Source organism: Burkholderia sp. D-99, assembly GCF_011605345.1.
In the GTDB taxonomy this organism is placed as follows: Bacteria; Pseudomonadota; Gammaproteobacteria; order Burkholderiales; family Burkholderiaceae; genus Burkholderia.
Map to the genome: position 1 here is coordinate 623,509 of NZ_JAAOXM010000001.1, position 17,019 is coordinate 640,527.

General features: G+C 68.0%; 16 protein-coding genes. 4 read left to right on the top strand and 12 right to left on the bottom strand.

Features of this window, described 5'->3' with window-relative positions:
• Positions 1 to 3 precede the first annotated feature (3 nt).
• From HAV18_RS02780 to HAV18_RS02820, 9 genes are all read right to left on the bottom strand, one after another.
• A complete protein-coding gene (locus tag HAV18_RS02780) occupies positions 4 to 1,356 on the bottom strand; it encodes an LLM class flavin-dependent oxidoreductase (RefSeq protein WP_166952434.1) in 1,353 nt (450 codons plus the stop codon).
• Between the two features lie 7 nt (positions 1,357 to 1,363).
• Entirely contained in the window at positions 1,364 to 2,413 is a 1,050-nt protein-coding gene (locus HAV18_RS02785) for an LLM class flavin-dependent oxidoreductase (protein ID WP_166952437.1), read from the bottom strand.
• Between the two features lie 63 nt (positions 2,414 to 2,476).
• On the bottom strand, positions 2,477 to 3,424 hold the full coding sequence (locus tag HAV18_RS02790) for an ABC transporter substrate-binding protein (RefSeq protein WP_166952440.1): 948 nt from the start codon (positions 3,422 to 3,424) through the stop codon (positions 2,477 to 2,479).
• 56 nt (positions 3,425 to 3,480) lie between these two features.
• On the bottom strand, positions 3,481 to 4,041 hold the full coding sequence (locus tag HAV18_RS02795) for a GNAT family N-acetyltransferase (protein ID WP_166952443.1): 561 nt from the start codon (positions 4,039 to 4,041) through the stop codon (positions 3,481 to 3,483).
• A 318-nt stretch (positions 4,042 to 4,359) separates the two neighbouring features.
• On the bottom strand, positions 4,360 to 4,761 hold the full coding sequence (locus tag HAV18_RS02800) for a type II toxin-antitoxin system MqsA family antitoxin (protein WP_166952446.1): 402 nt from the start codon (positions 4,759 to 4,761) through the stop codon (positions 4,360 to 4,362).
• A gap of 2 nt (positions 4,762 to 4,763) precedes the next feature.
• Entirely contained in the window at positions 4,764 to 5,060 is a 297-nt protein-coding gene (locus HAV18_RS02805; RefSeq protein WP_166952449.1) for a type II toxin-antitoxin system MqsR family toxin, read from the bottom strand.
• Positions 5,061 to 5,163: 103 nt separating this feature from the next.
• Positions 5,164 to 6,204 (bottom strand): succinylglutamate desuccinylase/aspartoacylase family protein, encoded by a 1,041-nt coding sequence (locus HAV18_RS02810; protein WP_166952451.1) that lies wholly within the window; start codon positions 6,202 to 6,204, stop codon positions 5,164 to 5,166.
• Between the two features lie 255 nt (positions 6,205 to 6,459).
• Positions 6,460 to 6,735: a hypothetical protein gene (locus tag HAV18_RS02815; RefSeq protein ID WP_166952453.1), complete on the bottom strand. Its 276-nt coding sequence runs from the start codon at positions 6,733 to 6,735 to the stop codon at positions 6,460 to 6,462.
• Between the two features lie 244 nt (positions 6,736 to 6,979).
• Positions 6,980 to 8,530 (bottom strand): sensor domain-containing diguanylate cyclase, encoded by a 1,551-nt coding sequence (locus tag HAV18_RS02820; RefSeq protein ID WP_166952464.1) that lies wholly within the window; start codon positions 8,528 to 8,530, stop codon positions 6,980 to 6,982.
• Positions 8,531 to 9,052: 522 nt separating this feature from the next.
• On the opposite strand from HAV18_RS02820, the gene HAV18_RS02825 reads away from it, so the two are divergent.
• The 3 genes from HAV18_RS02825 to HAV18_RS02835 are packed head-to-tail and all read left to right on the top strand — an operon-like array spanning position 9,053 to position 13,880.
• Positions 9,053 to 11,932, top strand: coding sequence for a xanthine dehydrogenase family protein molybdopterin-binding subunit (locus HAV18_RS02825; RefSeq protein ID WP_166952467.1), 2,880 nt, complete (start codon positions 9,053 to 9,055; stop codon positions 11,930 to 11,932).
• Positions 11,929 to 12,624, top strand: coding sequence for a (2Fe-2S)-binding protein (locus HAV18_RS02830; protein ID WP_166952469.1), 696 nt, complete (start codon positions 11,929 to 11,931; stop codon positions 12,622 to 12,624). Before HAV18_RS02825 ends, HAV18_RS02830 begins: the two co-directional genes overlap by 4 nt.
• The gene (locus HAV18_RS02835) at positions 12,621 to 13,880 is read left to right on the top strand and encodes a cytochrome c (protein WP_166952472.1); all 1,260 of its coding nucleotides are present in this window, start codon (positions 12,621 to 12,623) and stop codon (positions 13,878 to 13,880) included. The genes HAV18_RS02830 and HAV18_RS02835 overlap by 4 nt, the downstream gene beginning before the upstream one ends.
• A gap of 89 nt (positions 13,881 to 13,969) precedes the next feature.
• Here the strand turns inward: HAV18_RS02835 and HAV18_RS02840 are convergent, their stop codons facing one another.
• Positions 13,970 to 14,140 (bottom strand): hypothetical protein, encoded by a 171-nt coding sequence (locus HAV18_RS02840; protein ID WP_166952475.1) that lies wholly within the window; start codon positions 14,138 to 14,140, stop codon positions 13,970 to 13,972.
• Between the two features lie 209 nt (positions 14,141 to 14,349).
• Here HAV18_RS02840 and HAV18_RS02845 point away from each other — a divergent pair, with 209 nt between their 5' ends.
• A complete protein-coding gene (locus HAV18_RS02845) occupies positions 14,350 to 14,814 on the top strand; it encodes a hypothetical protein (protein WP_166952477.1) in 465 nt (154 codons plus the stop codon).
• A gap of 117 nt (positions 14,815 to 14,931) precedes the next feature.
• On the opposite strand, the gene pal is transcribed toward HAV18_RS02845, so the two are convergent.
• Both pal and HAV18_RS02855 read right to left on the bottom strand, forming a co-directional pair.
• Complete coding sequence (pal, locus tag HAV18_RS02850; RefSeq protein WP_166952480.1) at positions 14,932 to 15,423, bottom strand: peptidoglycan-associated lipoprotein Pal; 492 nt, start codon at positions 15,421 to 15,423, stop codon at positions 14,932 to 14,934.
• A 390-nt stretch (positions 15,424 to 15,813) separates the two neighbouring features.
• A complete protein-coding gene (locus tag HAV18_RS02855; RefSeq protein WP_166952482.1) occupies positions 15,814 to 17,010 on the bottom strand; it encodes a porin in 1,197 nt (398 codons plus the stop codon).
• Positions 17,011 to 17,019: the final 9 nt, after the last annotated feature.

The following is a 17,019-nucleotide window of genomic DNA, read 5'->3' on the forward strand; positions in this document are numbered from 1 at the left end:
GTGTCAGGCGTGCGCTTCGGCGGCCGGTTCGTGCGACGCGTCAGGCGCCGCGTGGCGGCTTGCCTTGCGCGGCAGGCCAAGGTGGTCGCGCAGCGTCGCGCCGGGCAGGTCGCGGCTGTAGCGCCCGCGTGCCTCGAGCGCCGGGATCACGAGTTCGACGAAATCTTCCACACCTTGCGCCTGCACGGCAAAGCCGAGGATGAAGCCGTCGCCGGCGCCTGCGTCGTGCCAGCGGATCAGCTCGTCGGCGACATGCTCGGCCGTGCCGATGAAGTTCGGGCGCGGCGTGGCGACCGCGAGCGCCGTCTCGCGCAGCGACAGCCCTTTCTGTTTCGCGTCGGCCTTGATCCGGTCGGTGGTCGAGCGGAAGCTGTTGCGGCCGAGCTCGCCAAGTTCCGGGAACGGCGCGTCGAGCGCGTACTGCGTGAAATCGTGGTGATCGAAATAGCGGCCCAGATAGGCGAGCGCCTCGTCGATCGTCAGCAGGTCGCGGATCGCCTGGTATTTGTCCTCGGCCTCGGCGGCCGTGCGGCCGACGATCGGCCCGATGCCGGGGAAGATCTTCACGTCGCTGCCTTGCCGGCCGTGCTCGATCGCGCTCTGCTTCACGCGCCGCGTGAACGCGGCCGTTTCGTCGAGCGACGGCGAATGCGTGAACACGGCATCCGCATACTTGCCCGCGAGCCCGATGCCGGTGTCGGACGAACCGGCCTGGAAGATCACCGGCTGCCCCTGCGGGGAGCGCTGGATGTTGAGCGGGCCCGCGACCTGGAAGAAGCGGCCGTGGTGATCGAGCGTGTGGAGCTTGTCGCGATCGAAGAAGCGGCCGGTCGCGCGGTCGCGCACGAAGGCGTCGTCGTCCCAGCTGTCCCACAGGCCCTGCACGACGTCGAGGTATTCGTCGGCGATCTCGTAGCGCAATGCGTGATCGGGATGCGCCTTGCCGAAATTCTTCGCGGTGCCTTCGAGCGGCGTCGTCACAACGTTCCAGCCCGCGCGCCCGCCGCTGATCGCGTCGAGCGACGCGAGCTGGCGGGCGACCGTGAACGGCTCGCTGTACGACGTCGAGATCGTGCCCGCGAGCCCGATCTTCTTCGTCGCGACCGCAAGCGCCGACAGCACGGTCAGCGGCTCGAAGCGGTTCAGGAAGTGCGGGATCGACTTCTCGTTGATGTAGAGGCCGTCCGCGACGAACGCGAATGCGATGCCGGCGGCTTCCGCCTTGCGGGCGTTACCGATCGCGAAATCGAGATTGATGCTCGCGTCCGGCGGGTTGCTCGGGTGCCGCCATGCGTTCATGTGGCTGCCTGCGCCTTGCAGCATCAGGCCGAAAGGGATCGATCGTCGGGTCGTCATGGGAGCGTCACGCGTTCTGGTCAGGGGAAAGGAAACGGTCGGCCGCGAGGGCCGCCTGCAACGGCGTGGCCGACAGCGCGCCGCCGAGCCATTCGGCCGAGGCGAGCCGTGCCGCATAGTCGGTCACCGGCGAATCGATCACGAACGCATCGACGTCGAGCCGCCGGCTCAGCGCATCGAGCGCGCGGTGCACGCGCTCGGGGGTATCGGCCAGCACCGTCGGGCGCAGCTCGTCGATCCGGTAGTCGGACGCGCCGCTCTGCCGCGCGAATTCGGCGGCCGCCTGTGCGCTGGCGAGGTTGAAGCTCTGGCCGCCCGCGAACTGCAGCTTGAAGATCTTCAGCGGCCCGATCAGTTGCTCGGCCTCGTCGCGCGTCGGCGCGGCCACCGCGTACAGCGCGACCAGCGGCCGGGTGCCGCCCGCGCTGCGATACGCGTCCAGCGAGCGTTCGATGTTCGCGTCATCGCCGTTGAAATGCCCCGCGTAGCAGAAGCGCCAGCCGTTGCGCGCGGCGAGCGCGCCGCTTTCCGGCGAGCCGCCGAGCAGGATGCGTTCGGGCGCCTGCGGCGGCACGGGCAGCGCGACCGCGCCGGCGAGCGGGTGATCCTCGGCCACGCCCCAGCCGAGAAACGCGTCGAGTTCCGCGAGCTGGCCCGCGAAGTCCGGCTTGCGCGCCTTGTCGTGGAACCACTGCAGCGCGCGCGTGGTCAGCGGCAACCCGCCGGGTGCCTTGCCGACGCCGAGATCGACGCGGCCCGGCGCGAGCGCGGCCAGCACCTTGAAGGTTTCGGCGACCTTGAACGGGCTGTAGTGCTGCAGCATCACGCCGCCCGAGCCGACGCGGATGCGCGACGTATGCGCGAGCAGGTGTGTGACGACGATCTCTGGCGCCGAGCTGGCGAAGCCTGGCGTGCCGTGATGCTCGGCGACCCAGAAGCGCTCGTAGCCGAGCTGTTCGGCGCGCTGCGCGAGCGTCGTGGTGAAGCGCAGCGCGTCGGCGGCGTTCGCGCCGTCGGCGATCGGACTCTTGTCCAGCAACGAAAGCGAGTAAGACATGGTGAGCGGCGTTCCTGCCTGAGAGTGAAATGAGCGTGACGGGACGGTGGGCGGGCGCGCCGCTCAGCTCTTTGGCAGCCCCGGCGGATTCGTGCGCGACTGGTCGATCGCTTCGGAGGCGAGGTTCCAGCGGTCGAGCACCTGCTGGTAGCGGCCGTTCCTGATCAACCCGTTCAGCGCGACGGTCAGCGGATCGGCGAGCCCGCTGCCGCGGCGCGTCGCGATCGCGATGTCGGCCGTGCGCGGCCAGCCGCCGCTGATTGCGCCGACGAGCCGCGTCTTGCCTTGCTGCGCGCTCTGGTACGCGAGCACCGAGTTCACGCTGAACACGACATCGGCGCGGCCCGACTGCACGGCGACGATGCGCATCGCCTGGTCGTCGTAGTACTGGATTTGCACGGGTTTCAGCCCGTGCGCGACGTTCTCGCGATCCCACGCGAGCAGGATCTTTTCCTGGTTGGTGCCGGCGTCGGTCACGACGCGCAGCCCCGCGACGTCCTTGGGCTCGCGGATCGCCTGGATCTTGCTGTCGTTGCGCACGTAGAAGCCGACCTGGTCCTTGCGGTAGGTCGAGAAATCGAACTTCTGCTTGCGCTCCTCGGTGACGGTGACGTTCGAGACCACCGCGTCGACTTTCCCGGATTCGAGCGCGAGCGGCCAGTCGGCCCATGAGAGCGCGACGATCTTCAGCTTGCGGCCGAGACTGTCAGACACGAGCTGGCCGACGTCGGCGTCGAAGCCGATCACCGTGCGCGCATCGGTCGCATACGAGCTGATCGGCGGCAGGCTCGGCGCGATGCCGATCGTCAGCGTGCCCGGTTCGGCGAACTTGAACGACGCCGGCACCGCGCGCTCGACTGCCGCATCGGCCACGCCGCGCGGTCGGCTGCGCTGTTCCGGGCTCAAGTCGAACGTTGCGGCGGCCGCGGCTGCGGCGAACGCGGTCAGGCCGATCAACGCGGTGGCCAGCGTGCGCGCGGCACGGGAAGAAAGCGGTACGGCTCGTTGCATGAAAGCGTCCTGTGGTGGCAAGCGGTAATCGGAGGGAGGTGGGGGCGCGGCGGCGGTCAGCGCGGCAGCGCCGGTTCGGGCACGGGCGCCCACAGGTCGGCCAGCGTCGACGTGCGCGACGGATCGGCGAGATCTTTGCCGAACCGCAGGTGGTAATGCACCTCGGGGGCGATCGACGAATCGAACAGCCGCGTATAGCCGGTGCGGTCGTACAGCGCCCATGCTTCGGGCTGGCGAAAACCGGTGGTCAGGTAGATGCGGCGATAGCCTTGCTGCGCGGCGCGCCGTTCGAGCGCCTCGACGATGAGGCGTGCGAGGCCCTGGCGGCGCAGGTCCGTGCGGGTCCAGATGCGTTTGAGCTCGGCGGTCTGCGCGTCGTAGCGCTTGAACGCGCCGCCGCCGATCGTCTCGCCGTCGCGCAGCAGCAGCACGAAAGCGCCTTCGGGCGGCGCGAACAGCTCGGCCGGGTAGCGTGCGAGCTCGTCGCGCGCAGACGCGCGGCTGTCGGGGCGATACGCGTTGTAACGGGTCGAATATTCGTCGATCAGCGCGTCGATCAGCGGTTGCGCGCGGACGTCGAGCGGTGTCGTGTCGATGATGCGGTCGGTCGTGGCCATGGGCATCGCGAAGGGCGCGCGATGCGGACGTTCCTGGCGGGGTGCGGGCACGCGGCCCGTCCGGTCTGTTCCGTTATCGCGGCGCGGTTGTCGTGATGGCGGCGGCCGGTGCGCATCCTGCGGTGATGCAGGTGGCGGGCCGCCGCCGTTTTGAACACGTTAGCGGCGCGGCCGGCAAAGGCGAACGAAGCAATTTCGATAAGGATTTCGCGGCGGACGTCAGAAGGCTTGCAGCGGGAGTGGGGTGGGGATGACGGGGAGCGCGCGCATGCGTCGGAGCCGGTGCCTGACGCATGCGCGATGCCGACCGGCGAGCGCCTAGGCCGCCCGGACTTCGGCGAGCAGATCGGGGTGACGGTCGAGGATCTTCAGCAATTTCACGAGGGCGAGCGGCGGATTCGTCTTGCCTGTCTCGTAACGGGAGAACGCGTTGACGCCGCCGCCGAAAATCTCGGCCGCCTCGCGCTGATCCAGCCTCAGCTTCTTGCGCACCTTCGCGATGTACTTCGGGTCGACGATGGTCGCGTTCACCTGCTTGTTGAACTCGGCGATCGCTTCGCCGAGACGGGTCGCCTCGTCGAGATCCAGTACCGATTCCCCGCAGGCCGGGCAGAAATCGCCGGTGATATCGCGGACGACAGTCGACCGGCCCTTGTAGGTATAGGGGATGTCTCGCGTGTCGCGGACCAGCTTCGCGGCACCGCATGCAGGGCACTTCATTTTCATCGCTCCTTGAAAGACACGATCAGCACATCGTCGATCACCGTCAGTTTCAGGTACACGTCGCCACGCACCGTCAACGGCCGGTAGACGTCCTGCCAGATCGTGTGGTCGGCGTACGTCGTCATGCTCTTGTGGAAGTCGAGGTCGGACAGCGACATCACGACATCGAGCGCCTCCCTTTCCGTGAAACCCAGTTGCCGGGCGCCGAATACCGCACTCGTGGTGAACCGGACCTGGCCGGATTCGACCAGCGCCTTGACGTGAGGCAGCTTGCAATGAGGCCTTCTCTTTTCCATTGGCGATCATAACCAAGTAAGTTAATTTGTCAAGTTGGTTAATGGCGAGCGCATGCCGTCCGCCATGACTGGCAGACAGCGTGGAAAAGAGAGGGATCCGGTGTTAGGCCGTCTGGCCGATGCTCGGCGGGGCCGACAACTCCGCCAGCTGGAACAGGCAATCACCGCGCTGCACCTGCGCGGGCACGCGCTTGCACACCACTTCGCCGTCACCCTTGAAGCGGTGCAGCACCGGCTCGCGCAGCGGCGTATCGGGGAAGTGCACCCACGCGGCCGGCTGGCCGGCCTTCACCTGATCGCCGAGTTCGACGAGCGGCTCGTACAGCCCGCGCTCGTACGCATAAACGAAATGGCGATCGCCGTCGACCCGCATGAAGCGCGTGACGGTCGGCGGCGCGTCGGGCACGAGCGCGCCGCTCAGCAGGCCGATATAGCCGAGATAGTGCAGCAGCCCGTGGCGACCGAGCCGGATCAGCGACGGATCGGCCATGCCCGCACCGCCGAGTTCGGTCACGATCGAGATCGCACCCTGCCGGCGCGCGGCCGATGCCGAGTGCACGGGATTCGGCGCGTGCAGCAGCGCATTCTGCAACCCGAACGCGACCAGCAGCCCGTTGAGCTTCGCGGCTTCGTCGGCGTCGAGCGGGTCGATCGCGAGCATGTTGCCGCCCTGGTACAGCAGCGAGCTGCCGCCCGAGTGCAGGTCGACCAGATACTGCGAACGCGCCAGCAGCACATGCTCGATGTAGTGGGCAATCATCTGCGTCGGCTTGCCGGCCGGGTCGCCGGGAAAGCTGCGGTTCAGGTTGCCTTCATCGAGCGGCGACACGCGCAGGCCCGCATCCGCCGCCGGGAAATTCGCCATCGGCAGCAGGATCAGCTGCCCGCTGACCATCTCGGGCTCGATCTCGCGCATCAGTTGCGACACGATGATCTGGCCTTCGTACTCGTCGCCGTGGTTGCCGGCCATCACCAGCGCGACCGGGCCTTCGCCATTGCGGATCGACGCGATCGGGATCGGCAGCCAGCCGTACGCCGAGCGGTGCACGGAATGCGGCAGCCGCAGGTAGCCCGCGTGCTTGCCTTGTGCGTCGAGATCGATTTCGCAGTGGATGGGATTGCGGTGTGAGGAAGAGGCGGTCATGGCGGCATCGTTCGATGAACGGAATCCGCCATCTTATCGGGAATCGACCGCCGCGCGGCGCGCCGGGCGCGCGCAACGCCGAACGCCGTCAACCGGCATGCGCATGGATCCGTACGGGCGCGTTGCAAAGCCGATACGTGGCACCCCACGCGATGTTGCAGCGGTGAACGCATGCCGGCGCGCCGGCCGGCCGCATTCGGGCCCGATGTTGCGCGCCGGCCCCGCGCCGCGACAGGGCCGGCGCGTGCGGCGGGCTTACCGGCCCGATGTTTCAGCTTCGAGACGTCCTTCTTCCCACAGTGCCCAGAAACGGCTGCCGGCGCGATACGGATTCGCGCGGCGCGCGCCGTGATCGTCGACGCCCTGGCGAAATGCGCCGTACAGCGTCAGCGGCGGATTGTCGACGCATCGGGCTTCGCGTGCGGCCGGCATGCGGCGTTCGGATACGAGCCGGCGGATCAGCGATGCGCCGTCGATCACATCCAGTTCGTCGATGGTTTCGCTGCGGCTGAGGACTTCGACGGTATTCATGTTGGGTCTCCCTGACCACCTGTTTCCCTGACAGGGAGCAATAAGAGTGCCAGGCTCGAAAAGCCTTGCGCCGCTTCGATCGTGCCGGCTTCTGCAGCCAACGTGACGGGTGGCGGACGGCGATGTTACGGAACACGTCACGTGACACGCGAGCGCGCGACGCCACGTGCGGCTGCGCAAAGCGTTTCGGAATTGAATCGTCGGGAGGATGCGGAGGCGGGAGAAAGCGGGCTGCGCGGCCGGGTCAGCTCGCGGTGGCTGATGTGACCCGGCTGCTGCCGCTCGAATAGAAGCGGTAGATTCCCTTGCCGGCCGACTTCGCGTCGTACAGTGCGCTGTCGGCCTGCCGGATCAGTTCATCGGGGGAGCCGTGCCCATCGTCGAGTGCGATGCCGATGCTGATCCCCAGGCGCACGGTCTCGCCGATCGACAGCGTGTACGGCGCCGAGATCTGCCGGATGATGCGCGCGGCGAGGATCGAGCATGCGTGCATCGTCGTGTCGTCGATCGCGACGACGAACTCGTCGCCGCCGATTCGCGCGGCCAGCTCGCCGGGCGGCAGCGTCTTGCCGAGTCGCTCGGCGACCTGCGTCAGCACGTCGTCGCCGGCCTGGTGGCCGAACCGGTCGTTGATCGCCTTGAAGCCGTCGAGGTCGAGATACATGACGGCGAGCCCCGGGCCCGGCGTGCGCCGCCGGCTCGCGAGCATCCGCTTGAGCTCGGCGTGCAGTTCGTGGCGGTTCGGCAAACCCGTCAGCGCATCGTGCCGCGCGAGATGCCGGATGTGCTGCTCGGTCTGGCGGCGTGCGGTGACGTCCTCGACGATGATCACCGCGTTGCCGTCCGGCACGCGATGGCGCGTCAGTTCGAGCTGGCGGCCGTCGGCAAGCACCACGTCGAGCGGTGCGGGTTCGTCGCAGGTCAGCCAGATCTCGCACTGCGCGGCGAGACGGGCGCCGCCGGGATCGGTCGCGTCGTTCGCGCCGAGCGCCGCGACGACGGCGGGCAGCGGCGTATCGAGCATGATCTCGCGCGGCGAGCCGAACAGTTGCGCGGTGCGCCGGTTCGCGACGATCACGCGGCGCTCGCCGTCGATCATGCACAGGCCGTGCGGCATGTAGGTGAGCGCGGCGTCGAAGCGTGCGACGAGTTCGGCGTTGCGCTGGCGCGCGGCGATCAGCGCGACGAGCACGCGATAGTGACGCTGGACGACCGTGCGCATCGCGGCGAGATAGATCGCGAGCGGCGGCAGCAGCAGCCACGCGCCCGAGCGATGGGCCAGCATCGCGCCGACGCCGATCGGCAGCACGCCGAGCGTGACCTGCATCATCGCGAGCCGCGGCAGCGCCGAATTGCGCGACGCGATTCCGCCGAACACACCGCCCGCGACCATCACCGACAGCGTGCCGAGCTCGACGTCGATGGCCTGCACGCAGCCCATCACGCCGAGGCCGAGCACGAAGCACGCGACGAGCGATACGGGCGCATAGCGCATCGCCCAGTATTCGGCGCGGTCGTCGCCGGCATCGCGCTGAACCGTGTACGCCCGTGCGATCGAGAGCCGCGCGACGAGCAGGCCGACGTCGACGATCAGCCACGCGAGGCACCAGAGCTGCTGCAGCCGGATCAGCGCGACGGCCGCGACGAAGCCGCTCGCGAGCCCGGAGAGCGCCATCGGGCGGACGTCTTCGAACAGGGTGACGAGCATCGACGGGCGCAGCGCGGCCGTCACACGGTGGTTGCCGGAGGGGGGAGTGGCGAGAACGGAGTGCAGGAGAGATGCCCTGACTGCCATGGTTTTTGACCTCGACACGATGTCGCGAGATGTCGCGATGGCTGGCGGCGCCCGCACGGCACGTGGCGGAAGCCCGGCCAGGCCGGATGCGCACGACATTAACATGAAACACGGGCGGCGCGGGTCGCCCGGGGGCCGGCCGGCGGGACTGCGCGCCGCGCCGGCCACTAGTCGTAAACCACGCCCGCGAAAGTCTTGCGCATTCACCGCGGCGGGGGCAGCATCGTTGCGAATGGAGCGCGGTTCGGCGACCGGCAGGAGACCGGTCACCCTGTACCGGGCGCGTATCCGCCGGGCGCGGTCGACACGATCGAAACCGCTGCAAACGGGCAGGCGACGCGAGCGATTCGCCCCCCGCGACCGGCTGTCGCAGCCCGGCTGAATGCCGTTATAAGAAATTCAATAAGTATTTCATGCGAGAAATACTATAGGCGATATATCAAAAACAATGCCAGAATGCGCGCCGCTCCGAACGTCGCGACACCCGATCGCCGTCCGAGCCGCATCAGGAGGTTCCCCCCAATGAAAAACCATGGCCTGTCACGGCGGGGTTTTCTGAAAGCCAGCGTGCTGGCGGGCGTCGCAGTGTATGTCGCGCCCCTGGGCAGCCGCGCATTCGCGGCGCTCTTCGAAGAAAAACTCCTCACCCCCGTCAAATGGGATAGCGTCACCGGCATCCCCCAATTCCGCATCGACGGCATCGCGAAGGTCACGGGCTCGAAAGTGTTCGCCCGTGACGTGCGCGCAGCCGACATGCCGCACTGGCCGCAGCAGCAATCGCATGCGCTGATCCTGCGCGTCACGCAGGCCGATCGCACGTACGAAGGCTTCGACCTGTCGCTGCTCGGCGATGACCTGAAGCCGGACCGTGTGGTCACGGCCGACGATCTCGCGCGCGACGGCGTCGCGTTCCCGACGTTCTACGGCGACGACATGCTGTTGCCGGCCGGCAAGACGCCCGCGTATCTCGGCCATGCGGTCGCGATCCTGATCTATCACGACTTCGCGCGCTTCCGTTTCGCGAAGAACGCGCTCAAGTTCCGCGACGACGTGATCCGCTACGGCGCGGTCACGGGCCCGCTCGAGCGCGATCCGTGGGGCACCTTCCGCTACGTGCGCGTGGGCGGCAAGACGGCCTACGACGACGACGTCTATTCGAGCCTGAAGGACGCGCCGATCTTCCCGAGCATGATGCGCAAGCACCTGCCGGTATGGCCGGACGGCAAGGAGCACGGCAAGCTCGACGAGCAGGGCATGTTCCTGGCCGGGCAGATCGCGAGCGAGCTCGACCATCCGTCGGCGGACTGGCTCGTGTTCGACCGCGAGTACAACACGCAATCGGTCGACACCTCCGCGCTCGAGCCGGACAACGCGAACTGCTGGTACGACGCCGCGACGCAGTCGCTGCACCTCGTCGTGCCGACCCAGTCGCCGCTCGAAGTGGCGGAGAACGCGGCCGCGATGGTCGCGAAGTGCCGCTTCCCGGTGAAGAAGCTGTTCGTGCATCCGTGCTACACGGTCGGCTACGGCTCCAAGGATCACTTCAACGTACCGTTCTACGGCCTCGTCTGCGCGCTGTACGCGGACGGCCGCCCGGTGCGTTTCGCGAACGACCGCTACGAGCAGTTCCAGACGTCGCTGAAGCGTCACGCGTTCAAGATGCATTACCGGATCGCGGTGGACCGCAACACGGGCCTGCTGCAGTCGTTCAAGGGCGACTTCGAGGCGAACGGCGGCGGGCGCATGAACTTCTCGCCGTCGGTCGCGATGGTCGGCGCGACGGCCGCGCAATCGATCTACTACTTCCCGAAGAGCGACCTGGCCTCGGTCGCGATCGCGTCGCGCGCGATCGATGCGGGCTCCGCGCGCGGCTACGGCACGCTGCAGAGCATGGCGGCGACCGAGATGGCGGTCGACGAGATCGCCGCGCAGCTGAACATCGACCCGATCGATTTCCGCCTGCGCAACGCGCTGCGTTCGGGGATGAAGAACACGCAAGGGGCGATTCCCGCCGGCGCGCTGCGCGTCGACGAGGTGCTCGAGCGCTCGAAGCAGCATCCGCTGTGGACGCGCCGTGCCGCGCGCAAGGCCGAATACGAGGCCGCGAACCCGGGCAAGCGCTACGGCGTCGGCTTCGCGTGCGTGCAGAAGGATTTCGGCACGGGCGCGGAAGCGTCGTTCGCGAAGGTCGAATTCGACGAGAACGGCAAGGTGTCGCTGCGGCACACGGCGGCCGAGATCGGCACCGGGATGTCGACGTCGCAGGCGGTTGCCGTCGCGAAGTGGCTCGGCCGTCCGGCGACGGACGTGCAGGTTGCCGTGACCGAGTGGCCGGACCTGCCGGTCGAGGTGAGCGGCGATCCGTACCTGATGTCGCAGGCCGACCAGGATCGCCTGAGCGCGAACCCGCGCTGGTCGCCGAGCTATGCGTCGCCGTCGAGCGCGACGAACTCCGCTTACTACTTCACGCACAGCACGCGCGAAGCCGCGCGCGCCGTGTTCCGCTACGGCCTGTGGCCGGCGGCGATGTCGATCTGGACGCGCGGCCTCGGCGGCGGCCAGGCCGCGCCGTACACGATCCGCATCGAGGACGCGCGCTGGGTCGACGGCAAGCTGACCGCCGACGGCCTCGAGCCGCTGTCGTTCGAACAGCTTGCGAAGCAGGCGTATGCACTCGGCCTGCCGACCGGCGCCGTCGTGCACGTGTTCAACCGCTGGCAATGGACCGACGCCGAGTTCGAAGTGGGTGGCACGGTTGAACGCTTGCCGATCGACGGGCTGTCGCTGCGTGTCGGCGCGCCGAAGACGGGTGCCGACAACGGCCCGGTGCCGGGCACGGCTGCACCGGCCGGCGCGACCGCGATGCGCGGCACGCTGGCGCCGACCGCGAACGGCTACCGCGTGCTGGACCGCAAGCGCGTGTTCATTCCGCCGACGAGCCGCAACAACGCGGCCGTCACGTACTACACGGCGGTCGGCACGCTCGTCGAGCTGGCCGTGCACGAAGCGACCGGCAAGGTCGAGCTGCTCACGCATCACTCGATCATGGAATGCGGCAACCAGATTTCGCCGCAGCTTGTGTCGGGCCAGTTGCAGGGCGGTCTCGCGATGGGTATCGGCCATGCGTTGCACGAATACCTGCCGCTGTATGAAGACGGCCCCGGCAACGGTACGTGGAACTTCAACCGTTACCAGCTGCCGCGCGCGTCCGACGTTGCCGTCTGGACGCAGACGGGCGACGTGCTGCCGCCGCTGTCCGAGACCGATCCGCCGAAGGGCGTCGCCGAAGTGGTGATGATCCCCGTCGTCGGTGCGATCGTGAACGGCATCGCGCACGCGATCGGCCATCGTTTCACCGACCTGCCGGTGACCCCGCAAAAGATTCAGGAGGTGCTCGCATGACGACCGCCCAAACCGCGGCTTCGGCCGCGAGCGCCAGCGCCGCTGCGACCGGCGCTTCCGCACCGGACGCGGCTTCGGCCGTACCGGCCCCGGCTGTGCCGGCATCGGCAGCGGCACCGGCCGCCGTCGAGCGTCCGCTCGTCCGCTTCCAGCCGAAACCGTTGTCGATCAACATCAACGGCAAGTCCGTCGGCCCGATGCAGGTGCCGGAAGGGCTGATGATGATCGAGTTCCTGCACGAATACGCGGGCCTCACCGGTTCGCGGCTCGGCTGCGGGCAGGGCATCTGCCACGCATGCGTCGTGATCGTCGACAAGCCGGACGGCAGCAGCGAGGAAATGCGCACCTGCATCACCGGCGCGCATTTCTTCCACGGTCGCTCGATCCGCACGATCGAAGGCCACGCAAAGCGCAACGAAGCGGGCGAAGTGGTCGAGCTGTCGCCGATCCAGCAGAAGTTCCTCGAGCACTTCAGCTTCCAGTGCGGCTATTGCACGCCGGGCTTCGTCAACGCGGCGACCGTGCTGATCGAACGCCTGAAGCGCGAACCGGTTGCGAAGGCCGACGTCGAGCGCACGATCACCGAGGCGCTCGATGCGCACCTCTGCCGCTGCACGGGCTATGTCCGCTACTACGAAGCCGTCAAGGACGTGGTGCTGACGACGCCGGGACTCGTGAAGGACGCCGCATGAAACGCACATTCGTTCATCGTGTCGCGCGGGTTGCGGGCTTCCCCGCACTCGCGGCCGCCTGCGCACTGCTGCTCGCCGCGTGCGGCGGCCATGACGCGCCGGCCTCGAACGCGGCGTCCGGCGCGCCCGGTGCCGACCCGGTCGCGCGCGGCCGCTATCTCGTCAAGGCCGCAGACTGCGCGGCGTGCCACACCGCGAAGGACGGCGCGCCGTTCGCCGGCGGCGCGCCCCTCGAATCGCCGTTCGGCACGTTCTACGGCTCGAACATCACGCCCGACAAGGATCACGGGATCGGCAGCTGGAGCGCGGACGACTTCTACGCCGCGCTGCATGACGGCAAGGCGCCGGGCAAGCGCCTGTATCCGTCGATGCCGTACACGTCGTACCGGCAGCTCACGCGCGCCGATTCCGACGCGATGTACGCGTACCTGAAGACCGTCAAGCCGGTCGCGCAGGAGAACCGCGAGCACGAGCTGAAGTTCCCGTACAACCTGCGTTTCGGGATGGTCTTCTGGGACATGGTGTTCCTGAAGGACAGCCTGCCCGATGCATCGGCCGGCCAGTCCGCCGACTGGCAGCGCGGCCGCTATCTGGCGGGTGCGCTCGGCCACTGCGCGGAATGCCATACGCCGCGTGCGTTCACGGGGCAGCTCGACAGCGCGAAGCCGTTCGCGGGCGCGGCGCTCGGCCGCGTGGCCGCGCCCGACATCACGCCGGCCGGCCTTGCCGCGCGCGGCTGGACGGGCGCCGACCTGCAGACGTTCTTCGGCGTCGGCATCGCGCCGCAAGGCTCGGCGTTCGGCGAGATGTACCCGGTCGTGCACCTGAGCACCCAGTACATGACGAAGGACGACCTGCGCGCGCTGTCCGTGTACTTGCTGGGCGATACGCCGCCCGCGCCGCAACCGGTGAAGCCGGTATCGGCCGACGCCGCGCAGCTCGCGGCCGGCCGCTCGGTGTATCTCGCGGTGTGCGCGGGCTGTCACGGCTTCAACGGCGAAGGCAAGCCGCACGTGGCGGTGCCGATGAACGGCAATTCGACGGTGCGCCAGGGCGACCCGCGCAACCTGCTGGTCGCGATGCTCGACGGCATCGGCGAGCAGAAGTTCGCCGGGTTCGAGAACCTGCAGCCGATGCCCGGTTTCGCGCACACGCTGAGCGACGACGAACTCGCGCAGCTCGCGAACTACCTGCGGGCGACGTGGGGTGGCCAGCCCGCGAGCGTCACGCCGGCCGACGTGAAGGCCATGCGTTAAGTCGTGCCGCCGGGCGGGGCGTCGCGTGCGATTCAGCCGGTTTCCGGCGTTCGCGCGCGATGCGTCGCCCGACTTTTTGCGGCGGCTCTTCAGTAGCCGCTGCCGCCTCCGCCACCGCCTCCACTGCTTCCCGAGCCGCCACCGCCATACCGGCTCATGCCCGGTCCCTGCGCAGGGCCACTACCCGACGACATACATCCCGCCGACAGCACGAGCACCAGCGCGGCGATCAGCGCCGCGGCCAACGTTACCGATTTCATGTCCGCCTCCTTGCCACGCGCAGGCCGCGGGAAAGGCCGGTTCGCGTGAACCGCTCGTCTGCGCACTGACGAAACACGAAACGTTTCGGGCGGATCGTTTATTCCATGATTTTTGTGGATGATCGAGCGCGAAGGGGGCGGATCGGAGCCGTCGCGCGGCGCCTTGGTACACTCCGGCAGGCCGCCATTCCGATTCCGACTACAAAAACATGAGTGCCACCGTTGAACGTTCGACGTCGCGTCCGTCCCATTCCGTCGCGCTCGGCTGCGTGTCGTTTGCCGTCGGCGGCCCGCTGATCACATCGCTCGTCTGGCCGGCTGTGATGCTGATCCCGTGGTCGTTGATCGACGGCCCGTCGTGGGAGCGACTGAATGTCAGTGCCGGCATGGTGCCGCTGATCTTCTTCGGGTCGTTCCTGCTCGGCTTTTTCCTGCCGGCGGCCGTGGCAGGCGGCATCATGGGCGCGATCGGCACGCGAATCCAGCGGCGCTGGTTCGTGCTGCTGGGGATGGTCGCCGGTGCCGGCGCGATGCTCGGTTTCGTCGAAATCGTGAATTGCCTGACGAAGTCCGACAAGTTCGGCGCCGTCAAAGTGGTCGCCACGCTCAGTGCGATGGTGGCGTCGGCCGTGATGTCGTACTGGCTGCATCGCCGGCTTGTACGTCGGCGTTGAACGAGAGGCAGTGCGCCATCGTCGGTGGCATGCAGGCGCCGCACGGCCGCTTCCGCGGCCTGCTGGCTGCCATGCCGTTCCTGAACCGGAAGCCGCCGCTGTCGCGGCGGCCCGCGATCAACGATAGACGAGATCGGCGCGACGGTTCTGCGCCCACGAATCCTCGTCGTGGCCGAGCGCGACGGGCTTTTCCTTGCCGAGGCTGACCGCCTCGAGTTGCGTGGCTTGCACACCGAGCGTTTCGAGCGCGCTCGCCACGGCCTGCGAACGGCGTTCGCCGAGCGCGAGGTTGTATTCGGACGTGCCGCGTTCGTCGGTGTTGCCCTGGATCAGCACGTGCCGCGCCGGATGGCTGCGCAGGTAGTCGGCGTGCGCCTGCAGCAGCGACTGGTATTCGGGCTTGACGGAGTACTGGTCGAAATCGAAATAGATGCTGCGCTTCGCGAGCGGGCTGTTCGGATTATTGAGTTCGTCGGCCGTCACCGTTGCGACGGCTTCGCTCGAGGGCGCCGGTGCCATGCCGGCATTCTCGGGTGTCTTGGCCGCGTGGTGGCAACCGGCCAGCAATACGACGGTTGCCAGGACCGCAAATCGGTTCGTTTTGCTCATCGTTCGTCTCCTGCGGTTGACTGCATTGAACGCGTGGGGCGTGCGATCGGCACGCCCGTATCCGGCCGCCACAGCGCGAAAGGTCCGGCACCCACGACGTGAATCGTGTTCGTAAGCCGGTGGTGCGCCATATGAAAGAGTGTCGCGCCGGAACGCCAAATTACGGCGTCGCTGCAAACAGATTAGGAAAAATGTCACAGCGTGACCAGTTTCTCCGCATTTTTTTGCGCCGGCGCGACTGACCGGGCGACATTCTTGCCGTCGCGCGGGGCGATGCCACAGCGAAAAGGCCGCGCACGGGCGCGGCTTTTCCGGTTCAGGGCATGACGATCGAGCGGCGCGGGAAACGCATGCGGCGCGCGGTCGGCGCGGCAGCGCTGCGCCGCGTCGTCAGAACTTGTGCCGCAGCCCCAGCGCGACGACGACCTGGTTGCTGTTCGCCGACGGCGTCAGCGTCCAGACGGTCGCGTTGAACGCGGGATTGCCGTTGCCGCCGCTGACGCTCTGGTAGACGCCCTCGATATAGGCATCCGTGCGCTTCGACAGCGCATAGTCGGCTTGCGCGACGACCTGGTTCCATTTCGGGCGCGTCTGGCCGGTGCGCGTGTCGAAGCGACCCATCGTGTACGTGTACGCGGCGGACAGGCTCAACGCACGCGTGACGGCGAAGCGCCCGTCGACCGAGAAGTTGTCGAACACCAGCGATTCACCCTTCAACGGCGCGATGCTGCCGCCCTGGAGCACGCCGGTCACGCCGTCGGTGGTCGAGTGCGACCACGCGGCGCCGACCGAATGCGGCCCGAAGGCATAACGGCCGGCCGCGGCCCAGATCTGCTGGTTGCCGCCCGTGATCGTCGCCGAGCCGTCGACCGTGCTGAGCGCGCCATTCGGGTTCGGCGCATTGCGGTCGCGGCTGATCTTCAGGTAGCCGGCGCCGAGCTTCAACGGCCCGTTCACATACGACACGCCCGCGCTCCACGCCGCGTTGTTGGAGAACTGGCCGGCCGTGTTCGAGAACCCGTACATCGCGCCGAACGTCAGCCCGCGGTAGGCCGGGCTCGTGTACTTCACCGCGTTGTTGATGCGCAGGTTGCGGTTCGAATCGTCGTTGTCGTACGGATGAACCGCGAGGTTGCCGCCCCAGCCGGGGCCGGACGCGCCGAGCGGCGTCACGAAATCGAGGATCAGGTCGTACTGGCGGCCGAACGTGAGCGTGCCGGCCGTCTTCGAGCTCACGCCCACCCATGCCTGGCGGCCGAACATGTCGACGCCTTTCTGCGACAGCGCGCCCGTGGTGCCCGAGAAACCGTTCTCGAGCCCGAAGACCGCGGCCATCCCGCCGCCGAGATCCTCGCGGCCGCGCAGCCCCCAGCGCGACGCGTTCAGTGCACCGCTCGTCATCGCGACGCTGCCGCTGCCCGGCGAGCCGGCGCCATGCGTGCGCTGGTTGGTCGCGTAGGTGATCGACGTGTCGATCAGGCCGTACAGCGTCACGCTGCTCTGTGCGTGTGCGCCGCCCGACGCGAAGGCGGTCAGATAGGTGGCAATGGCGGTCCCCGCGAGTCGAGTGCTGGCGTGTTTTTTCATCTTGTAGGA